Source organism: Erysipelothrix sp. HDW6C, assembly GCF_011299615.1.
GTDB lineage: Bacteria > Bacillota_I > Bacilli_A > Erysipelotrichales > Erysipelotrichaceae > Erysipelothrix.
Genome location: NZ_CP049861.1, coordinates 1,486,891 through 1,506,785 on the forward strand (window position 1 = coordinate 1,486,891; position 19,895 = coordinate 1,506,785).

At 38.9% G+C, this 19,895-nt stretch carries 19 protein-coding genes; 1 reads left to right on the forward strand and 18 read right to left on the reverse strand.

Annotated features, from left to right (window positions below; translation table 11 throughout):
* Position 1: 1 nt before the first annotated feature.
* From G7062_RS07115 to G7062_RS07165, 11 genes are all read right to left on the reverse strand, one after another.
* Complete coding sequence (locus G7062_RS07115) at positions 2-1,075, reverse strand: endonuclease/exonuclease/phosphatase family protein (protein WP_166065217.1); 1,074 nt, start codon at positions 1,073-1,075, stop codon at positions 2-4.
* Between the two features lie 18 nt (positions 1,076-1,093).
* Positions 1,094-3,346: an excinuclease ABC subunit UvrA gene (locus tag G7062_RS07120; protein WP_166065218.1), complete on the reverse strand. Its 2,253-nt coding sequence runs from the start codon at positions 3,344-3,346 to the stop codon at positions 1,094-1,096.
* Positions 3,347-3,471: 125 nt separating this feature from the next.
* The gene (locus G7062_RS07125; RefSeq protein ID WP_166065219.1) at positions 3,472-4,209 is read right to left on the reverse strand and encodes a MerR family transcriptional regulator; all 738 of its coding nucleotides are present in this window, start codon (positions 4,207-4,209) and stop codon (positions 3,472-3,474) included.
* 83 nt (positions 4,210-4,292) lie between these two features.
* Positions 4,293-4,931 carry a dihydroxyacetone kinase subunit DhaL gene (dhaL, locus tag G7062_RS07130; RefSeq protein WP_166065220.1) on the reverse strand — a complete coding sequence of 213 codons (639 nt, stop codon included), beginning with the start codon at positions 4,929-4,931 and terminating at the stop codon, positions 4,293-4,295.
* Positions 4,924-5,937 carry a dihydroxyacetone kinase subunit DhaK gene (locus G7062_RS07135; protein WP_166066093.1) on the reverse strand — a complete coding sequence of 338 codons (1,014 nt, stop codon included), beginning with the start codon at positions 5,935-5,937 and terminating at the stop codon, positions 4,924-4,926. The genes dhaL and G7062_RS07135 overlap by 8 nt, the downstream gene beginning before the upstream one ends.
* On the reverse strand, positions 5,921-6,388 hold the full coding sequence (locus G7062_RS07140; RefSeq protein ID WP_166065221.1) for an RpiB/LacA/LacB family sugar-phosphate isomerase: 468 nt from the start codon (positions 6,386-6,388) through the stop codon (positions 5,921-5,923). Before G7062_RS07140 ends, G7062_RS07135 begins: the two co-directional genes overlap by 17 nt.
* Positions 6,385-7,245, reverse strand: a complete 861-nt coding sequence (locus tag G7062_RS07145) for a sugar phosphate isomerase/epimerase (RefSeq protein ID WP_166065222.1) — start codon at positions 7,243-7,245, stop codon at positions 6,385-6,387. Before G7062_RS07145 ends, G7062_RS07140 begins: the two co-directional genes overlap by 4 nt.
* A gap of 8 nt (positions 7,246-7,253) precedes the next feature.
* Positions 7,254-8,687: an L-arabinose isomerase gene (gene araA / locus G7062_RS07150; RefSeq protein WP_205700118.1), complete on the reverse strand. Its 1,434-nt coding sequence runs from the start codon at positions 8,685-8,687 to the stop codon at positions 7,254-7,256.
* A gap of 49 nt (positions 8,688-8,736) precedes the next feature.
* Entirely contained in the window at positions 8,737-9,600 is an 864-nt protein-coding gene (locus tag G7062_RS07155; RefSeq protein WP_166065223.1) for a ketose-bisphosphate aldolase, read from the reverse strand.
* 21 nt (positions 9,601-9,621) lie between these two features.
* Positions 9,622-10,998, reverse strand: a complete 1,377-nt coding sequence (locus G7062_RS07160; protein WP_166065224.1) for a PTS fructose transporter subunit IIC — start codon at positions 10,996-10,998, stop codon at positions 9,622-9,624.
* 11 nt (positions 10,999-11,009) lie between these two features.
* Positions 11,010-11,459 carry a PTS sugar transporter subunit IIA gene (locus tag G7062_RS07165; protein ID WP_166065225.1) on the reverse strand — a complete coding sequence of 150 codons (450 nt, stop codon included), beginning with the start codon at positions 11,457-11,459 and terminating at the stop codon, positions 11,010-11,012.
* A 176-nt stretch (positions 11,460-11,635) separates the two neighbouring features.
* On the opposite strand from G7062_RS07165, the gene G7062_RS07170 reads away from it, so the two are divergent.
* Complete coding sequence (locus tag G7062_RS07170) at positions 11,636-13,558, forward strand: BglG family transcription antiterminator (protein WP_166065226.1); 1,923 nt, start codon at positions 11,636-11,638, stop codon at positions 13,556-13,558.
* 46 nt (positions 13,559-13,604) lie between these two features.
* Here the strand turns inward: G7062_RS07170 and G7062_RS07175 are convergent, their stop codons facing one another.
* The 7 genes from G7062_RS07175 to rnpM all read right to left on the reverse strand — a co-directional run bounded on the left by G7062_RS07175 (position 13,605) and on the right by rnpM (position 19,883).
* Positions 13,605-14,231: an ATP-binding cassette domain-containing protein gene (locus G7062_RS07175; protein ID WP_166065227.1), complete on the reverse strand. Its 627-nt coding sequence runs from the start codon at positions 14,229-14,231 to the stop codon at positions 13,605-13,607.
* Positions 14,231-16,417, reverse strand: a complete 2,187-nt coding sequence (locus G7062_RS07180; protein ID WP_166065228.1) for a hypothetical protein — start codon at positions 16,415-16,417, stop codon at positions 14,231-14,233. The genes G7062_RS07175 and G7062_RS07180 overlap by 1 nt, the downstream gene beginning before the upstream one ends.
* A gap of 61 nt (positions 16,418-16,478) precedes the next feature.
* Entirely contained in the window at positions 16,479-16,826 is a 348-nt protein-coding gene (locus tag G7062_RS07185; RefSeq protein ID WP_166065229.1) for a hypothetical protein, read from the reverse strand.
* Positions 16,827-17,097: 271 nt separating this feature from the next.
* Positions 17,098-17,442: a 30S ribosome-binding factor RbfA gene (gene rbfA, locus G7062_RS07190; protein WP_166065230.1), complete on the reverse strand. Its 345-nt coding sequence runs from the start codon at positions 17,440-17,442 to the stop codon at positions 17,098-17,100.
* 20 nt (positions 17,443-17,462) lie between these two features.
* Positions 17,463-19,319 carry a translation initiation factor IF-2 gene (gene infB / locus G7062_RS07195; RefSeq protein WP_166065231.1) on the reverse strand — a complete coding sequence of 619 codons (1,857 nt, stop codon included), beginning with the start codon at positions 19,317-19,319 and terminating at the stop codon, positions 17,463-17,465.
* A 20-nt stretch (positions 19,320-19,339) separates the two neighbouring features.
* On the reverse strand, positions 19,340-19,639 hold the full coding sequence (locus G7062_RS07200; protein ID WP_166065232.1) for a ribosomal L7Ae/L30e/S12e/Gadd45 family protein: 300 nt from the start codon (positions 19,637-19,639) through the stop codon (positions 19,340-19,342).
* Positions 19,629-19,883 (reverse strand): RNase P modulator RnpM, encoded by a 255-nt coding sequence (gene rnpM, locus G7062_RS07205; protein ID WP_166065233.1) that lies wholly within the window; start codon positions 19,881-19,883, stop codon positions 19,629-19,631. The genes G7062_RS07200 and rnpM overlap by 11 nt, the downstream gene beginning before the upstream one ends.
* Between the last annotated feature and the right edge of the window lie 12 nt (positions 19,884-19,895).

Below are 19,895 nucleotides of genomic sequence, written 5' to 3' on the forward strand. Positions count from 1 at the left end.
TCTATTTGAGTTTGAAGTGCAATTGAACAGGGTTGTGGTCAGAGTTCTTGAAATTCATCGTTCCTTGACCTTCAACATGAAGTATTTCGATATTATCACTTACCAGAAACCCATCAATCACCGCTTTGTAAGTATAACCATCCACATACGCAGCTTCTACTGCTCGAACTGTTGGATTTTGAGGGTCAACCGCCCAATTATAACCTTTTGGAGCGAAATCAAGGGGTAATTGCATAACCCAAGATGGGATTGCTTCAGTCCATGCAAAATTATCAGCTGATGTCCCCGGTAGTTCATGATTGAAATCACCACCAAGTATAATATAGTTGCCATGTTTTGACTCAGTCTCAAGGACTGTTTGCATTTGTTTGACTTGTTGTTTGCGAACCTTGCCACCTTTATCGAATGCAGAGAAATGCGCATTAATAAGCACCAATTCCTTGTCACTTCCATCGATTTTAAAACGTGAAATTGTGAAAGCACGTTTCAAATCAAAGAGTTGCTGAATCGCCATTTCCTGTCCATCGAAACTGTAACGCGTTGCCTCGTAGGGTTCCGCCTTTGACAGCGTTACAATGCCACTTTCAACACCACCTTGCGGATTGGTGAACGGAACTGGCACATATTTTACTTTGTAGTTGTATGCAAATGATCCAAAACGCATTGATTCACGCAGTATTTCGTATTGATTCACATTAAAACTGCGTTTACCAGATAGATCAACTTCCTGCAGAAATGCAAAATCAGGATCTGTTTGGGTGAGATACGTTTGAACCGCGTTAAGGTTCTCGTTGACCTCTTCCAAACTATCGGCCCCACTCTTCGAACCACCATCCATGAAGAAATCTTGCTGCTCTCCCAGTCCACCATAGCCAATATTAAATGTAATCATCGTGTACTCCGAACCAATATTTAAAGTCTCTTTTTGACTTGCTTGATCAACTTTTAAGACTGTTTCTTGGTCCGGACGGTAATCAGTTGCGTACGCGTAGCCTATGAAACCACCCAAAACAAGAGCGATAACGCCAATAACAATTCCCACACTTATCAAAATTCGTTTTAACACTTTATTCATAAATCCTACCCCCGTAGTCTAGAGTATGTAGTCTTTGGTAATCGATGTTGAGGCGGAAGCAATTTTAAAGGGTTGTCCTTCATAAACCACTGTACCACCGCGACTTCCCGCTTGTGGACCCATATCAATAATATAGTCTGCTTGTCTCATGACTTCTATATTGTGTTCTATAATTATAACAGTACTTCCTTGATTCACAAGTCGCTCAATAATATTCATGAACATATCGATGTCAGACATGTGGAGTCCTGTTGTTGGTTCATCAAGAATGTAGATGTTACCTTTTTTATGAAGTTCACTGGCGAGTTTAATTCGTTGGCATTCACCGCCCGATAAAGTATCCAAGGGTTGTCCTAAGGTGAGATAGTGAACCCCAACCTCCGCTAAAGTGGCGAATGTTTTCTGAATTACCTTATCGCTAAAGAAATCAACGGCTTCTTCAACCGTCAAACTTCCGACCTCAATAATGTTCTTTCCGTTATAGCGGTAATCAGCCACCTCAGGAAGATAACGGGTTCCCATACAAACAGAACAAACTGTTTCGACACCTTCCATAAATGCCAGATCTGTAAAGGTTACACCCCGTCCCTTGCAGTTTTGACAACCACCTTTTGAGTTAAAACTAAATAGTGCTTTGTCTACGTTGTTTGCCTTTGCAAAAGTGTCGCGAATTTTGTCAAAAATACCTGTATAGGTCATCAAATTCGATCGTGTGCTTGCATGAAGTTGTTTTTGATCAACAAGAATCGCTTCTGGATAACGTGTTACGAATTCATGATGAATAAGCGAAGACTTACCAGATCCTGCAACTCCGGTTACAACTGTAAGGATATTCTTGGGAATACAGACAGTTATATTTTGAAGATTGTTTGTTGTGCAATTTTCGAGTTCAAAATACGATTCTGCGGGTCTTGGATTCTCTTTAAATGGCGGCAGCGCAGTCAAATGAACACCAGTTAGCGTAGATGAAGTTAGCAATCCATCGTATGTCCCTTCATACATAATCTCACCACCATGCACACCTGCGAGCGGTCCTACATCGATGATGTGATCTGCGATTTGAATGACATCACGATCATGTTCCACAACAATAACTGTATTCCCTTTATCGCGAAGTTCCCGTAACATGCTGTTTAAGTTAGCAACATCTCTAGGATGCAAACCAACACTCGGCTCATCAAAGATATAAAGCATTCCATTAAGACTGCTACTCAAGTGGCGCATCATTTTGACACGTTGTGACTCGCCTCCAGATAAAGTACTTGTTTCACGCGTGAGCGTAAGGTATTCCAAACTCATATTAATCAGTTGGTTAACACGCTTAAGTGCTTCTTCAACAATTGGTGCAACCTCAGCAACATTACCAATTTCATCCAGAAATTTCTTTGTCTGGGTGAGTTCCATATCGCTAACATCGAAAATATTATAAGTACCAATTTTTGAAGCAAGAATGTGTTTGGCATAGCGTGTTCCGCCACAACCATGACACGGCAGCATCGCTGTATAGCCTCCAACCATATCTTGAGTCTTTTTTGAATGAGAACTTAAATCACGGCTAATGTACATGCGTTTAAACTTAACAAGAACACCTTCATATTCAAGATTGGATCCCTTTGAACCATTCGGTCCAGGAACCAATACCTTCTTCTTGTTTCCATACAAAAGCAAATCAAGTAGGTCTGGTTCGTATTGATTAAGGGGTAGATCTAGATCAAACCACCCGCACGCTTCGTAAATTTGAAAATACCACGAATCACGATCGTATCCAGGAAATAAAATAGCACCATCATTGAGCGAACGGTTGAAATCAATGATTCGATCAACTTGAGGTTCAATACGACGTCCAATACCCTCACAATCTGAGCACATTCCTTCAGGGTCGTTGAATGAATACGTATGAGCAGCTCCAGCATGAGGTGTACCAATCCTTGAAAATATGAGTCTCAAGTAAGATCCGATGTCAGTGATGGTTCCTAAAGTTGAACGCGAGTTCCCACCCATTCTTTTTTGATCAATAATGATGGCTGGGTTTAAATTTTCAATTGCGACAACGTCTGGCTTTTCTACTTTCGGTAAGAAAGTTTGTACAAAAGTTGAATAAGTTTGATTCATTTGGCGTGTTGCTTCATTTGCGATCGTATCAAACACAATTGAAGATTTCCCCGAACCAGAGACACCCGTGAATACTGTAATTTTATTTTTTGGAATCTCTAGGTCAACATTGCGCAGGTTGTTGGCCTGCATACCTATCAGTTTTAAGTTATGACTCATTCTTTGTCCTCCTGAGAATTATGATTTCAACTAAAACTATAACACATTGGTGCAAGTTATAAACTTTGTAGCCTATTGATTGTCTATTTCTATAATAAGGTTGGCTATGTAGTTCTATGTTTTTCTTAAAGGTTTATATTGAAAGAATAGTCCATTTGGTAATTCTCTGCAACCAAACCTTCTTGAATGCACAATTCATAGAGGGCATGAATACCTTGATGTTGATGAATATTAAGGCGATAAAGATAATTTAATGAATCCACCGCCACTTTATAAACTTCCTGTGGATTCTTTGCATCAAATTCGCGCAGGAAGTCCTTTACATGATCAAGAGACCATGTCGCTGTCTTTATTGTTCGGATAATGAGGATCCGTGTGATTTGTTCAATGTCATATAAACGGTAGTTATTTCCCTTCCCTCGAACTGGGTAAAGAAGCCCTTCACGCTCCCAGTGTCGAATCGTTGTATCAATAACATCAGTGAGTTGAGATGCTTCTTGGATTGTTAGTAACTTCTTAATCTTAAAATCTTTGTACAAATGACCTGAAGTAAACAGTTTTACTGTTTTTTGTGCATGATCAAGTTCACGAATGAGCTTAACTTGTTTCTCAGAACACTTTAGAAGAGCATTATTGACTTGCTTATCATGAATAAGTTGAACAATATCAATTATTTCATCACGACCAAATCCTGCCTGCATGGCAAGAACACACCGCAAATAGTTGCAATGCTTTTCTGTGTACGTTCGATATCCATTTGAAGTGCGATTGGATGCAGGAATAAGCATTGCTTCTTCGTAATTCCGTACTGTCGATGTACTGATGTTAAATTTTCTTGCGATATCAATGGGTCGATAAGTCACGGTTACACCTCTTTTCTTGTGTTAATCATAGCGTGGTATTTTAACATTTTCAAGGACGCATTCCATAAAAAGAAGAAGTATCCCTACTTCTTCTCACTTAAGTCATTGATAACACAGTAATCTGCAAGAGTTTCGATGAGCAACTTACACGAAGTCGCCCCGGCATCATAGAAACCAACACTTCGTTCGCCGAGCCGTGATGCGCGTCCTAAGCGTGCTTGCATATTTTTTGTTGCCTCCCAACCCCGATTCGCACCTGCTTTTAGTGCTTCCATGGATGCTGAAAACGTTAACCCATCATCAATTCCTGCTTGAAGACTTAAAATTGCTGCACTGAGCGTATCAATGAGTGTTTTATCGCCCGGTTTAGCTCCGGCAAGATCGCAAATTGCATCATAGGATTTAACGAGCCCATCCAAGATATCTTGTTCATTGGCGGTATCTTGTTTGAATCCCATTGACAGTTTCCGAAACAATGTACCATATATCGGCCCCATTGAACCACCAATATCATCGATAAGAATAAGTGCTAATGTTTGTATCGCTTCACGTATTCCCATTGCTTCATTAAGATTTTCTTGAGCCATTAAGAACCCTTTTTTCATGTTGTTTCCATGATCGCCATCGCCAATATACCCATCAATTTCACTTAAGTATGCTGAGTTCGTGTCAATTGTGGCAATCATTTGCCTCACAAGTTGTGGATTTTTAGTACTAATCATGGTGACTGACCTTTAGACCTGGCGTATACACATCCATTGCCAACAATGGTTGCGTACGATCGTCAACTTTCATAAGCGTTAAGGTAGCACCTTGCATGTCGAGCGATGTAAAGTAGTTTCCTACCAAACTATCGAAAATTTTGAGCCCTCTTGATGTTAAGACCTTGGTAACATCATTGTAAAGAATGAATAATTCAAGCTCAGGTGTCGCACCCAGACCACTCAGCAACACGAATACTGTATCTCCAGCGATTAGACCACTGTCTGCAATCAGATAGTCAACAAGTTCCTGTGCAATTGCTGAAGAATCTTTTAAATCACTGACACGTATCCCTGGTTCTCCATGATGACCAATACCAAATTCGATTGTTCCTGGTGAAATCTCAAAATTTGCTTTCTCATTTGCAGGTAATGTACAGGGGCTCAGTCCAACACCAATACTCCATGTACGATCAATGGTATATTGCGCAATTTCAATAACTTCATCCAATGCCCCCCCTTGATTTGCAAGAGCACCGGCAGTCTTCCACATGAGAATTTCTCCAGCCACCCCTCTTCTTTTTTCACGCTCATCGTGTGATGCGCTGGCGACATCATCATTTGCAACGACAGTCTTAACAATAATATCATCGTCACCAGCCATATCGATGGCCATTTTCACGTTCATGTTGTCTCCAGCATAATTTCCATACAGACACGCAACACCCATTCCCATATCTGCTTCAGTAAAGGCATCATAGAACACCTTTGCTGAGGGTGATGAAAATATTTCTCCGATTGCTACAGAATCGACCATATTTTTACCACAATACCCGATAAATGCCGGTTTATGACCACTACCGCCTCCTGTAACAACCGCAACACGTGGTTTGTCCTTGTGCATATAGTTTGAAACTGCAACACGTTTATTTCGATTACTACGTTTTAAGATATCCACGTTGGCTTGGAAATATCCATCCAACATATCTTCCACTGCTTGCAATGGATCATTAATGATTCGCTGCATCATTATCACCTCCGTTTTCATATGCATCAATACAGGCAATCTTCCGTGCACTGTTCTCATTACTAAACTCCAGTTCAATCCATCGGTCAATTAATGTTTTTGCATAAAGAGGCGCTATGATGCGTGCCCCAAAACATACGAACTGACAGTTGTTACTGAGTATACTTCGCTCAATTGAAAATGAATCATGTGCTACCGCAGCACGGATACCTTTGACCTTGTTTGCACTGATTGCCATACCAATGCCTGTTCCACACATAAGGATTCCATGATCAGCCTTACCATCGCGAACGTATTCTGCTGCAGTTATGGCCGTTTCTGGGTACATGGACGGATTTGTATCATGAACTCCCATATCAATAACTTCAATTCCTTTACTTTCTAAGTGTGCCTTAATTTCTTCTTTAAATTCAAATGCCGCTTCATCGCAGCCGAGTACAATTCGTTTCATGACAGCTCTCCTACAATTTCTTTGAGATTATACAAACCCTCAACAGCCAATGCTTCACCTGTTTCAGCAAATTTTCGCCAAATTGCGCAATTCGCATTGAGTTCTTCGAAACTTGGATCGAATGACTCGATTACACAAGGGCCGTCATAACCAACCTCTTCGAGTGTTATAAAAAGCTCACGCCATGGCACAAGTCCAGTTCCAGGAACACCGCGGTTGCTTTCGCAAACATGTACATAACCCAAGTACTGGTTGCCACAACTCAATATTGCATCACGAAAACTGGTTTCTTCACGAATCATATGAAAGCAATCGAGATGAACTTTTATATTTTCAGTTCCTACATCCTTACAATACTGCACAGCATCCGTTGCGATATTTAAGAAGTGTGTTTCAAATCGGTTGACTGCCTCCACACAAATACGTAACTTTGGATTTATCATTTCTGCATAGTGGCAAATTTCTTGCATTGCTTCAACGGACCATTGCCATTCTTGATCCGTGCGTGGTTTGCCTGTGGTATAGCCCCATGCTGCATAGTTGACACCACCTAAAATATGAGAACCAATTGCCTTATTAATATCGACCATCATTTTCATATGGTTAATTCCATGTTTTCTGATTTCAGGATCGGGGGAAATTAGATTTGTTTCCCTTGACAGTGTTGTGGATGTAACAGGCGTAATGTCAATTCTTTGAAGCGCCTTCACAACCAAATCTGTTGGAAAGGTTTCTGGGTGAGAAATTGCAAAGTCAATGGCTTCAAACCCAAGTTCCTTCGCTTTATCAATAATCCATAAATCCTTCTCTAAGAAGTCTTCTGTCCATATAAATGTATCAACTCCAAATTTTATCATAGTGCCTCCTAACGAATAATTTTCGGTGTTATTTTTAATAGTCGGAATAATTCTGTAATGGAATCCAGTTCAACTGCAAATGTAACGACAGTATGATGATTACCGCCTAATTCTAACCACTGTTGAATACCATCATAGAAGTTTGGTTTTGGAATCCAAGTCACTTGAGCAACTGGAAGCTGTGGTGCTGATTGTTGGGTATCAATTGCCGTCACCTCATTAACAAGGATCTCAAAATCGTAGCGCATATCTGTCATTCCGACAACATACCCCATACCCGTAGTACCACGAAATACCATCCGTGCTGGATCACTTTTACCACCAATACCAAGTGGATTGACCTGTATTGTGGGTTTTGTTGCACTCAATGTTGGATCAACTTCTAACATGTGAGATTGGAAAATATACTCATTGTCCACTTCAAAGTTATAGGTATAGTCTTCCATAAATCCGGTTTTCTTATTGTTTGCCATCACTTTTAGAATTCGATCAAGTGCTGCGGTCTTCCAATCTCCTTCTCCAGCGAATCCAATCCCTTTTTCATTTAAACGTTGTATGGCAAATCCTGGTAATTGATCTAAGCCTGTTAGATCTTCAAAATTTGTTGAAATCGCATTATAACCATGACGACTCATAAATGATAAAAGAGCATGCTCAATTTTTGCTTGATAACGTAATTGCTTGATAAAAAATGCTTCCGAGTTATTTCTAAAATCAAAGTCATACTTTTCCCGATATTCGGACATAAGGATATCGACATCTGCTTCACTAACGTTCGAAATTGCTTCCACAAGATCACCGACTCCATAGTAGTCAACTTCCCATCCAAAACGAATATGCGCCTCAATCTTGTCACCTTCAGTATCAGCTACGTTTCGCATATTGTCCCCAAAACGAACAACCTTTACATTCTTTGATGCATAATAGCCAACAACACCAATCATCCAATGTTTTACACTTTTAATAAACTGGGGCTGTTCCCAATGACCAAATACAATTCGGTTTTGCATATTCAAACGTTTCATAATATAACCATACTCTCGATCACCATGTGCAGACTGATTAAGATTCATAAAGTCCATATCAATCGTATCCCACGGTAATTTCTCATTAAATTGTGTTGCAATGTGAACAACTGGTTTTTGCAAAAGTTTCATTCCCTTAATCCACATTTTTGCTGGTGAGAATGTATGCATCCATGACATAACACCCAAAACATTATTATCGTAGTTTGCTTCTTTCATGATGTTGACGATGTGGTCCGATGACTTTAAAACACCTTTAAATTTTATTGTGTATGGGAGATTCTGTTTATTTAAACTATCGATAATTTCAAGTGCTTGTGTTTCGACGATTTGAATGCTTTCATCACCATAAAAAGCAACACTACCGACAACAAACCAGAATTCACCTTTGACAGTTTCTTGCATGAAATTGCTCATATTTCCTCCTTATGAATACAGCTACTGATGGCTCAGTAGCTGTTGTAGTCTAATATTTCGATGCTTGACCTAGCGTATTGAGAACCGTCAACTTATGCTTGACAACGTTCTTTACAGCATTGTTTGCAGTTGGATATACTTGATTTGGCTCATACAATTGATGATTATCATTTAAGAATATACGCAGTTCATCAAAGAAAGCACTTTTCACATCACTCGATATATTGACTTTTGCAACACCATATTTTACGGACTCACTGACTTCTGAGTCGGGGTTACCCGAACCACCGTGTAATACAAATGGTAAATCAAGGGTTTGATACAATTCCTTTAAGAGTTCCAGGTTGAGTTTAGGTGTGAAATCTTTTGGGTAAAGTCCGTGTGCGGTTCCAATTGCGACTGCAAGAGTATCGATACCTGTCTCTTCGACAAATTGCTTTGCCTTCTTTGGATCAGTGTAAATGATTTCACTGCTACCGCCTTCAAAAGATAAACCAGTATTCCCAATTGTTCCAATCTCAGCTTCGACAGAAACACCTACAGAATGCGCAATTTCAACAACACGCTTTGTGATGGCGATGTTATCACTGAAGTCTGCATGTGATGCATCAATCATTACGGAACTATAACCATTCTTAATAGCGCGTGTCACGTCGTAAATTGAACCCCCATGATCAAGATGAATAACCACAGGCACCTTGCTGTTTCTGGCATATTCACGAACAACAGCGACGAAATTATCCCCAATATAATCAATTTCATCTGGATGAATTTCTAAAATTACCGGAGAATTTGTTTCCTCGACAACCTCCATAATTGACTTCAAGATATCAAAACTGCAAATGTTGAAAGCAGGCACTGCGAATTTATTCTCACGGGCGACACTCAACAACTCTTTCATTGTATATAACATGATTTATCCTCTTTTCTTATTCTAAGCTGTAGCGTAATTATTCTTTCTCTTTAAAAAGCTAACCATAAGTGCTGTAACAACTGTACCTGCTACAAGACTCAACAGATACATGGGAAGATTATTCATAACATTTGGAATAAACATAACCCATATACCACCGTGTGGAGCAAGTGAAGCACATCCAAAAGCAAGTGACATTGCAGCAGCAACTGCTGAGCCTGCCATTAAACTTGGAATGACGCGGATTGGATCGGTAACTGCAAATGGAATTGCGCCTTCAGTAATATATGAAGCACCAAGAATCCAACATGACTTACCAGCTTCACGTTCTTCAAGTGTAAATCGTTTTGGAAACAAGACCGTTGCAAGTGCAAGACCAAGCGGCGGTGTCATCCCTGCAATCATACATGCAGCAATTGGCTCATAGACACCTGTAGACATAAGTCCAACCGCAAATGTTGAAATTGCTTTGTTAATGGGTCCACCCATATCTGATGCCATCATGACACCAATTAAAAGACCAAAGAGTATCCCACTTGTTGTACCAAGTCCGTTTAAGAAGTTGGTAAGTTGTGCGAGTAACCATGCTACGGGTTCACCAACTACAAAGACCATAATTAAACCAGTAATTGCAACTGAGAGCAGTGGCACGATAATGAGACTTGCCAATGTTTCAAAACTCTTAGGCACTTTTAAGTATTTAACAATCAGAAGTACAAGGTATCCAGCAAGTAAACCACCCACCATACCACCAAGGAATCCTGAGCCACCATTCTTAGCCAACATCCCTGCAACCAAACCAGCAGCTATCCCCTGTTGTCCAGCGATTGAGTAGGCAATCCCTGCTGCTAGTACGGGTACCATTAGTCCGAATGCTACCGTTCCTCCAATATTGCTGAATGCTTCAGCCAGCACATTGTAGTTATCAGCAGTCGGGTCTGATGCAGTAATACCAAATGCAAAACTAATTGCAATCAGAATACCACCGGCAATAACAAAGGGTAACATGTAGTTTACTCCGGTCATTAAGTGCTGATACAATCCAGTTTTTTGACCCGAACTATTGGATTTTTTTGCCGTCGTTGACAAGAGCTCAACATCTTTACCAGATAATGCATCCTCGATAACCAATCGAGCATTTTTTATTGCTTTAGCAGATCCAATAGTTAATGTCTTTTTACCATTAAAGCGTGATAAATCAATTTTTTTATCACACGCTAGAATCACGACATCAGCATCGCGAATTTCTTTCTCTGATAAGACATTTTCTGTTTTTGTTCCTTGTGTTTCAATTTTAATATCATGACCCATTTCACGAGCAGCTTTTTCAAGTGCTTCAGCGGCCATGTATGTATGCGCAATCCCCGTTGGACATGCTGTAATTCCGACAATCTTCATGTTGTCTCCTCCTATTTTTCCTCAAGAATGATAAGAATCTCTTCCGCTGTCACTGCTTTCTTTATGCGATTACGGAATGTCTCATCCATAAAACGTCGCGCGAGTTTACTGAGAATACTCATATAATCTGCTTCTGTATTTTCAGGTATCGCAATCATAAATATATACTGAATTGGCTCTTCATCAAGGGACTCATAATCCTTAATGTTCGCTGCTTTTCCTACTGCAATAGCAGGACTCACGACATTACTGCTTCGTGCGTGAGGAATCGCAAGTCCGAACCCAATTCCCGTACTGTACTCAGATTCACGTTTGAATAAATCTTGTACATACCCATCAACATTTGATACATAACCTCCCTTCGATAACATGTCTGCCATTTCTTCAAACAATTCTTTTTTTGACGTTGCATGCAAATGCAAGTTGATGATATCTTTTCGAATCAGTTCATGTAGTTCCATTATCAGCACTCCTTCTACATCTAAAATTTATCATGTCTCTATTTCAACAATACATATCGAAGTTACGTAAACTCTTTCAACAACACAAAGAAAGCAGAAATATTTCTGCACGTTTATCAGTGAGTCAGCCGTTATAATAGATAAGGAAGCTATGAAGATGTTTATAAGGAGATGAAATGAAGAACTTTCGCATACACCAAATTCTTACTACCCTCATCGAGTCAGATGCCTTTATTAAGACAAAGGACATTGCACGTCAACTCGATGTTTCATCACGTACTATTTTTAATGATATTGACTCACGTCAAATGGAACGGACACTCCATGGTGCAACAATCGAAAGACGTCCAAATGTTGGCCTTCGGCTGATTGCAACTCCCGAACAAAAGCGAAAAATATCATACGAAATTTTCAATCATACCCATACGATGTCGCACCGCATTGAAACTGATGATATAGCCATCATCATCGATGAACTTTTACGAAACCATAAACCGGTATCGATTGATGACTTAAGTCAGCGTGTTTATCGTTCTAACATCACCGCACTGTTAGATGCAACACAAGTTTACGTTGAAAAACACCACTGTAAGTTGGTGAGAAAGCCCTATCGTGGGATAACAATCGAGGGTAATGAGTCCGATAAACGCAGTGTTTTACGATCTTTGTTATTACAAAACCTTCGGTATGATGACGTGAGTGCGAACCAAAACGGACGCGTACCTTACTCATTTATGCAACTACTCGTTCAAACATACTCACAACAATGGATTGATTCTTTATTGCATATTATTGAGCGCTCGGAAACCAACATGGGATTAAAGTATACTGATTATGATGTTGCTGTATTACTTACAAAACTAGCCATTCTTGTTGAACGCTCTGTTGGTAAGCACGCAATTCAAGAAAAAACACTAATCAATGAAAAACCGCAAGAATACTATATTGCCATGATGATAAAAGACAGCATTTCTGACTCCTTTTATCTTGAACTTACATCCGGTGAAATCTATGAAATTATGAATTATCTTATGGTTACACGAAAAAAAGAGAATTCCGACTTAGTCATTCATAACCAAATTAGTCTAGAGGTTGTTGATAAGTTTATAAAACTAGTGGGTACATACCTAAACTTTGACCTGCACCACGATAGTGAGTTGGCTAATAATTTGCTGAACCATTTACGACCAGCAATACGCCGTATTAAATTTGGAGTCTCCAGCGAGAATCCACTGCTTGATCGCATCAAATTTGAATATACACATGTTTATATTGCTGTGATGACCTCGATTGAGTTTATTGAGAATACCGAACACGTTGTGTTTGATGCCAACGAGATTGGTTATATTTGCCTACATATTGCGGCTGCTTTAAATCGTGGAACCCAATCACGCTATGTAAGAGGTATTCTAATTTGTGATGACGGTTTATCAATCGAAGGTTACGTTAAAAGTAAAATAGAGCAAAAATTTACAGAAATAGACGTTCAGTCTACCATTCAGTATTCATCTTATAATCATGATTTTATTGAAGGCTTTGATTTGATAATCAATGCCACAAATCGCGCAATCATTGGCGATAAAGTGGTCAATATTAGTGTTGCGCTAACACGAGAAGATATCACTGCCATCAATGCAGCGCTCTTTACTTTCGAACTGCGCCGAACAATGTTAATCAAAGATACGCTCAAGAATCATATTTATATTTTTAACGAGTCCCTAACAGATCGTGATGCAATACTTAAAAAATATAGTGGTTATCTTGAGATTGATAATTATGTATCCTCACATTTCTTTGAGTCAATGATGCTTCGGGAGAAATCGTCACCTACCGCAATGGGACGGGGTGTTGCTGTTCCCCATGGCTCGCGAAGTCATGTCTACTCATCAATTGTGCTTGTCATAAAGCTGGAGAAAGAAATCATATGGAATGATCAATTGGTTGATATCATTTTTCTTACAGCGATTAGCACTAAAACGGATGACAATTACAATCTATTCTTTAGAAAACTGTTCACGATCATTTCTGATGATGATATGATTAATAGAATACGCATTACAAATGATCCTAATGAAATTGAGGCAATACTTCTGGATTAAAAAAGCATTGTTGGACTCCTTGATGTCCTTACAATGCTTTTGTTTTTTATAAGTGAATTACATGATCTGCGATTGCAACTAGTTCTGGATCATGCGTTACAACTATAAGTGTCTTTCCCATTTCTTGAAGTTTCTTTAATAATGAAAATATGATATGTTTGTTGTCATCATCAAGACTTCCCGTTGGCTCATCTGCCAATACAATCTCACAAGGCTTTAATAAGAGGCGCGCAATAGCGATTCGCTGTTGTTCCCCTCCTGAACACTGATAGACCTTTTGTGTCTCAAAACCACTCATACCTACAGTCTCCAACGCAGCACGAATCGCCTCCTCCTTATCCACACCTTTCACAGACTCCATTGCTAGTTTTAAATTGTACGCAACAGTTTTATCATCAACTAAGGCAAAATTTTGAAATAAATATCCGATTTTATTACGTAAGGCTAATGTGGCTGAACGTGAGAATGGTTTTATATCGTGTTCATCAAGGATTGTGATAGTACCACTATCTGGCGCATCCAACAAGCCCATTAAATTCAGAATCGTACTTTTTCCAGTTCCGGATGGTCCTGAAATTACTGTAAATGAATTACGCTTAATATTTAATGTCAGATTATTAAGCACCAGTTTATCTCCGAAACTTTTGCTGACTGTATCAAATGTGATAACCATTATGAATCTCCTTTGAGCACCGACTGTGCCATTTTTCTCTCTGTAGTATGGATCCAAATCAATACCAATACAGCATCAATCAATAAGAACATAACCATAAATAGTAGTAAATATCCATTACTCGTGGGTTTAGCAAATTCGAATATCTTGAAAAAACTGTTAGTCAGCACCAGAAGAAACGAAACTGTAGTAGATAAAAAAATAGTAGTAATGAGCCTCTCGTAGCGCTTGACTCTCGAGAATCCTAAAAGATACTGTACAGCAAGCAACTTCCGATTTCTCTGGTAGAATGCCTCTACTATCATTGATGAAAAAAGAATAATCAGAATTATAACACCCCCGAGTACTACTAGAAGCTGCGTCCAAGCTCTTCTAAACTTCAATAAGTAATCAGCCATTAAATCGCTGACAGGAAAAATACTGGGATCTACTCCGCCATCTTTCAGTGTTTCTATGAAAAAAATAAAGTTATCTTCTTCGAAGGATCTTGCATAAAGTGAGAAAGAATTTATACCGTTTAAATGGATTTCATCGTTGCTATCAACGATTACATAGAGCGGTGGATTTTCTACTATATCATTTTCCATAAGAACACCAGTTGAAAAAATTGGTGTGTATTGAACAATTTCAATTGGGACGTTATCTGGATTACGAATTGAACCAACTTTGTCTTGAGGAACAATAAGTGTCGAAACCTCTAAATTCTTAGTGTCAAGAAGTTTACCAGAACTTGTGTAAAAATCATACTCTTTTAGAGCACTACGATTCACGACTAAGTAATCATACTCAAGTCCGTATTGATGAAAAGAATCATTGCTTACAAATGAAATGTCAAAACTTTCGGCGCTCTCAAAAACAAACTTATTCTTCTCAATGCTATACTGGTAATTGGTTTGATTTCCATAATCAATGTGATCAATCAGAACATCCCCGACTCGTTGTGATTGCGAGTTGCCGGCCGCAATATACCGATTCAATACTGAAATAAAATCTAAAGACTCGATTAGTATCGGAACCATAGTAAGAATTGTAATGACTTTGAAAACAGTGCTCATGAATTGCAATGAACGTGTCTTAATATTTCCCTTAACACTCTTTAAACGCATTAATGCGCTAAATAACGTAAAGCAAGCAACTGTAGTCACAAGTGTAATTGCAAGAAAGATCATACATATAATGATCAAAATTTTAAAGAATCTCAGCGTCACATGATTGTAGAAGTTAATGCGGAAAATCGCTAATATAGCGAGAGTCGCAATAAATGCAATGCAAGATTTTAGTATTGTTGAACCATAGACAATTCTAAATGTCTTTAGTCTTCGATTTCCATGAATATCTCGAATTGCGAGTTCTTTAGCATTATCTAAACTAACTCCAACTAGCACAGAAATCAGCGAAAACATTGTTAAATATAACATTGATCCAGGATACACTAATGGGTTTAGTGAAAAAGGCATTGTCATGCTTGGCTCAATATATGACTGAATTACTTTATCTTCTCCATAAAACAAATTGAATGTTTCACTTTCGATTAACAGAGTTTTATCATCATATGCAGTTACAAAGTTTTCGATGTAAAACTCCGCAAAATAGTTCTCAACAAAATTCCCAACATCTTCAGGAGGAACCAGAAAATACATCATTAGTGTCGGACTTTCGACTAGTTTAACTGGTTTATCTTTTAGTTGGTGAATAGGAACGTATGTAATACGCTCGTTGAGTATACTTGTTGTCGGTGAATCTCGCCACCTATCAAACGGCAAAACATAGGAATCATTACTATATACATCAAAGTTAGTTATTATTCTGCGTTCACTTTCATCACTAAAACGATAATCACTCACATCACTACGAATTCTGAGATGATCAAATAATTCCAGCTTGCTTGAAGAAATATACATTGTCATCATTTGACTATTATTTGTCATTATATCACGATCGATTACATAACCGTCATATCCAATGGATTCATAGAATTCTACAACGGTTGAACTAAATTGATTATTTGGTTTAGCAAATGTATCAGCACTGAGGTTAAAGTAGACTGCAACTACTTTTTCATCCACTTGTTCTTGGTAAAGAATTGTGTATTGAGATTGGTTGTACCCACTTTCAAAGGAATCAAAAGCAATATTAAAGCTGAGAAATGCAACGAGAATAGAAAATAAAATATTCAATTTACGCATGTGGACCTCCTACAAAAAAGAAGTCTGCAACACATTTGTTATGTTGCAGACTCGCCATTATCTATACAGACGGACCACCGTAGTACCTATGGGTCTGAACCCCTGTACCGTAGCCACCAATCGTAGTGGGTCCCGATAACTGATTACCTGTATTGGACCTTAATACTCCACCATTCATTAGGATGCTTACAGTTCCACCTCCACCACGGTACCATGATGCGGACGTTGTTCCATAGTTTGTTCCAATTGTATATCGTGCGGAATAGGTCGCATAATTCCCAGCATAATTTTGTCCAGACTTTAGACTTCCAGATTCAAAACTTGCTTCCATTTCAGTTGTATTGAATCGTAAAAGTCCTCCAAATGCTAGAAGCGTCAAAACAAGTGTAATTCGTAGTTTTTTTGCCATACTATTACCTCCTTGTTGGATAGCGCTTATCCTATTAGCATATTATCATAATTTACAGGAATTTATTGTGTGTAATTTCACATTGAAGAATTCTAGGAATAACACTATGAACTGCATAGTACTGCTGAAAATATGTAGTGATTCTTATCAATTACTATACATGTGGCCATCAAACTACAACTTGATTACTGTATTGAGTTTTTCATGACGACTCATTTCAAAAAAAACGCACCCAATTATAGGGTGCGTCTTCGACTTCAGACGCGAATGACTATTCGTCGTCTTTTTTAATTTTCTCTAACAAAGTTGCAATGTGATTTCCATATTCAATCGACTCATCGAGCTTAAAGATAAGCTCGGGAGTACGTCGGATGGATAACGCTTTGCTAACTTCACTGCGTAGGATTCCCTTGGCACGGTTTAATGCTTCCATACCAGGAACTTTATTCTTTTCTTCCAAGAAACTTACATAGATGGTTGCGAATGAAAAGTCATTCGTGACTTCAACATCCGTAACACTTACAAATGAAAGGCTTGGATCATTCAAGCGATTCAGAATAATGGGTGCGAGTTCTCGCTTGATAATGGACTCGACACGTTCTTTTTTAACTGTCATAGTTACTACCACCGTTTCTATTATTTAGGTTCTACTTGGATTTCTCCATATGATTCAATAACATCGCCAACTTTTAAGTCGTTGAAGTTTTCGATTGTGATACCACAATCATACCCTTGGGCAACTTCTTTTGCATCATTTTGGAAACGTTTTAGACTTGCCATCTTACCTTCGTAGATAACCACGCCATCACGCATTAAACGAATGCCTGACTCTTTGACCATTTTACCATCCGTAACCATACATCCGGCAATTGTACCGACTTTGGATACTTTATAGATTTCGCGTACTTCTGCTTGTCCATGAATGACTTCTTCAAAGACTGGAGCTAACATACCCTTCATCGCTGCTTCCATTGCTTCAACAGCTTTATAGATGATATTGTAAAGGCGAATTTCGATTCCTTCGTCTTCAGCTTTCTTGCGAATTGCTGCAGTTGGTCGAATGTTGAATCCAATAATGATTGCATTTGATGCTGAAGCAAGCATGATGTCATTCTCTGTAATACCGCCAACTGTTGAGCGAATAACTTTAACACTAACTTCTTTACCATCACCAACTTCAAGACGCTCTAGAGCCGCTTTAACAGCTTCTGCTGAACCTTGAACATCGGCTTTCAAAATAACATTAATGTCTTTGATTACACCGTCTTCGATTTGTTGTGATAGATCATCAAGGCTAAGTGCGCTTGATTGATTGCGGTCAAGTTCTACACGTGCAACATTTCGTTTTTGCGCAACTGCACGAGATTTTTTCTCATCATCAAAGGCTTTGAATAAATCACCAGCAATTGGAACTTCATTAAGACCGATAATCTCAACAGGCATTGATGGGTATGCTTCAGTTAACTCAGCACCACGGTTGTCAACCATTTTACGAACACGTCCGTAAGTTGTACCGACAACGAGTGGATCACCTTGTTTAAGTGTTCCTTTTTGAACTAAGAGCGTTGCAACTGGACCTCTACTCTTATCGAGTTTCGCTTCAATCACAGTACCAAATGCTAAACGATTTGGATTTGCTTTTAATTCTTCAAGTTCTGTTGCAACAAGAATGGTATCCAATAAGTCTTGAATTCCTTCACCAGTTTTCGCGGAAATTTTTGCAAAAACGGTTTCTCCGCCCCACTCTTCAGGCGTAACACCCAAATCCGTGAACTCAGAGTAAATACGTTCAATATTTTGTTCAGGTTTATCAATCTTGTTGATAGCAACGATTAATGGTGCATTGGCAGCCTTTGCGTGATCAACTGCTTCACGAGTTTGGGGCATGACACCATCATCTGCAGCAACAACAACGATTACAATATCCGTAACACTCGCACCACGTGCACGCATTGCTGTAAATGCCTCGTGACCCGGTGTATCTAAGAATGTAATTTTTTTACCTTTATGTGTAATTTGGTAGGCACCAATATGTTGTGTAATACCTCCAAATTCACCATCAACAACTTGTGCATTACGAATTGTATCAAGTGTTGTCGTTTTACCATGGTCAACGTGTCCCATAATGGTAACGATTGGTGGACGCTCTTGTAACATTGAAGGATCATCTTCAATACTATCTTCGAGTGTTAATTCATCAACAGGTTCCACTTTTGTGGGTGTTGCTTCGTATTCCATTGCAATAAGTTCAACAGTTTCATCATCCAATGATGTGTTAATGGTAACCATTGTTCCCATCATAAAGAGTAATTTGATAATATCTGCTGGACTCTTATTGATTGCTTCTGAAAGATCTTTTACAGTAACTCCTTCAACATAGTCAAACTCCTTTACAACAATATCTTTGGGTTTGAATGTTTCTTGGGGTGCGGGACGTTTACCGCGGTTTTTGTTATTTCTGTTATTATTACGAGTTGGTTTTTTCTTACTCACTTATACGTCACCTCTTTTTTCTATAAGTTCGTTTTCAAGAGTTTAGCCAAACCTGCGTCCGTGATGCCAATAGCAACACGATTCACCATACCAATCGCCCATGAGATTTCATCTTTTGTGAAACCTTCAATGACGTCAACATGTGATGTTTGACTTTTATCCTTGATCTGCTTCCGTGTTCGGTCTGAAGCGTCATCTGCAAGAATCACCAGTTTTACACTGTGATTGCGTACTGCAGGCAACAATTCATCACCGTAGACTAACTTTCCGGCACGTTTGCAGAGTCCCAAACCGTTTAGGAACTTTTCTTTATTTAACATAGTGCATCAATTCCGTAAAGATTTCTTCAGGAACCTTTACTTTTAGCGCACGATCCAAGGCACGTGTCTTTTGCGCCTTTTCGACAGTCTCACTCAGACGTGATATATAAGCACCACGTCCATTCTTTCGACCCGTTTCATCAATTTCAACATTACCTTCAGGTGTTAAAACAATACGAAGTAATTCCTGTTTCGGGAATTGTTCTTGTGTTACAACACACTTACGCATGGGTATTTTTCTCATCGTTTACCTCCA

Bases quoted from the DNA above. Each gene is read 5' to 3' on its own strand.
- G7062_RS07115 (WP_166065217.1), bottom strand. From the start codon at position 1,075: ATGAATAAAGTGTTAAAACGAATTTTGATAAGTGTGGGAATTGTTATT.
- G7062_RS07120 (WP_166065218.1), bottom strand. From the start codon at position 3,346: ATGAGTCATAACTTAAAACTGATAGGTATGCAGGCCAACAACCTGCGC.
- dhaL (WP_166065220.1), bottom strand. From the start codon at position 4,931: ATGATTAGTACTAAAAATCCACAACTTGTGAGGCAAATGATTGCCACA.
- G7062_RS07135 (WP_166066093.1), bottom strand. From the start codon at position 5,937: ATGCAGCGAATCATTAATGATCCATTGCAAGCAGTGGAAGATATGTTG.
- G7062_RS07140 (WP_166065221.1), bottom strand. From the start codon at position 6,388: ATGAAACGAATTGTACTCGGCTGCGATGAAGCGGCATTTGAATTTAAA.
- G7062_RS07145 (WP_166065222.1), bottom strand. From the start codon at position 7,245: ATGATAAAATTTGGAGTTGATACATTTATATGGACAGAAGACTTCTTA.
- araA (WP_205700118.1), bottom strand. From the start codon at position 8,687: ATGAGCAATTTCATGCAAGAAACTGTCAAAGGTGAATTCTGGTTTGTT.
- G7062_RS07155 (WP_166065223.1), bottom strand. From the start codon at position 9,600: ATGTTATATACAATGAAAGAGTTGTTGAGTGTCGCCCGTGAGAATAAA.
- G7062_RS07160 (WP_166065224.1), bottom strand. From the start codon at position 10,998: ATGAAGATTGTCGGAATTACAGCATGTCCAACGGGGATTGCGCATACA.
- G7062_RS07165 (WP_166065225.1), bottom strand. From the start codon at position 11,459: ATGGAACTACATGAACTGATTCGAAAAGATATCATCAACTTGCATTTG.
- G7062_RS07170 (WP_166065226.1), top strand. From the start codon at position 11,636: ATGAAGAACTTTCGCATACACCAAATTCTTACTACCCTCATCGAGTCA.
- G7062_RS07175 (WP_166065227.1), bottom strand. From the start codon at position 14,231: ATGGTTATCACATTTGATACAGTCAGCAAAAGTTTCGGAGATAAACTG.
- G7062_RS07180 (WP_166065228.1), bottom strand. From the start codon at position 16,417: ATGCGTAAATTGAATATTTTATTTTCTATTCTCGTTGCATTTCTCAGC.
- G7062_RS07185 (WP_166065229.1), bottom strand. From the start codon at position 16,826: ATGGCAAAAAAACTACGAATTACACTTGTTTTGACGCTTCTAGCATTT.
- rbfA (WP_166065230.1), bottom strand. From the start codon at position 17,442: ATGACAGTTAAAAAAGAACGTGTCGAGTCCATTATCAAGCGAGAACTC.
- G7062_RS07200 (WP_166065232.1), bottom strand. From the start codon at position 19,639: ATGTTAAATAAAGAAAAGTTCCTAAACGGTTTGGGACTCTGCAAACGT.
- rnpM (WP_166065233.1), bottom strand. From the start codon at position 19,883: ATGAGAAAAATACCCATGCGTAAGTGTGTTGTAACACAAGAACAATTC.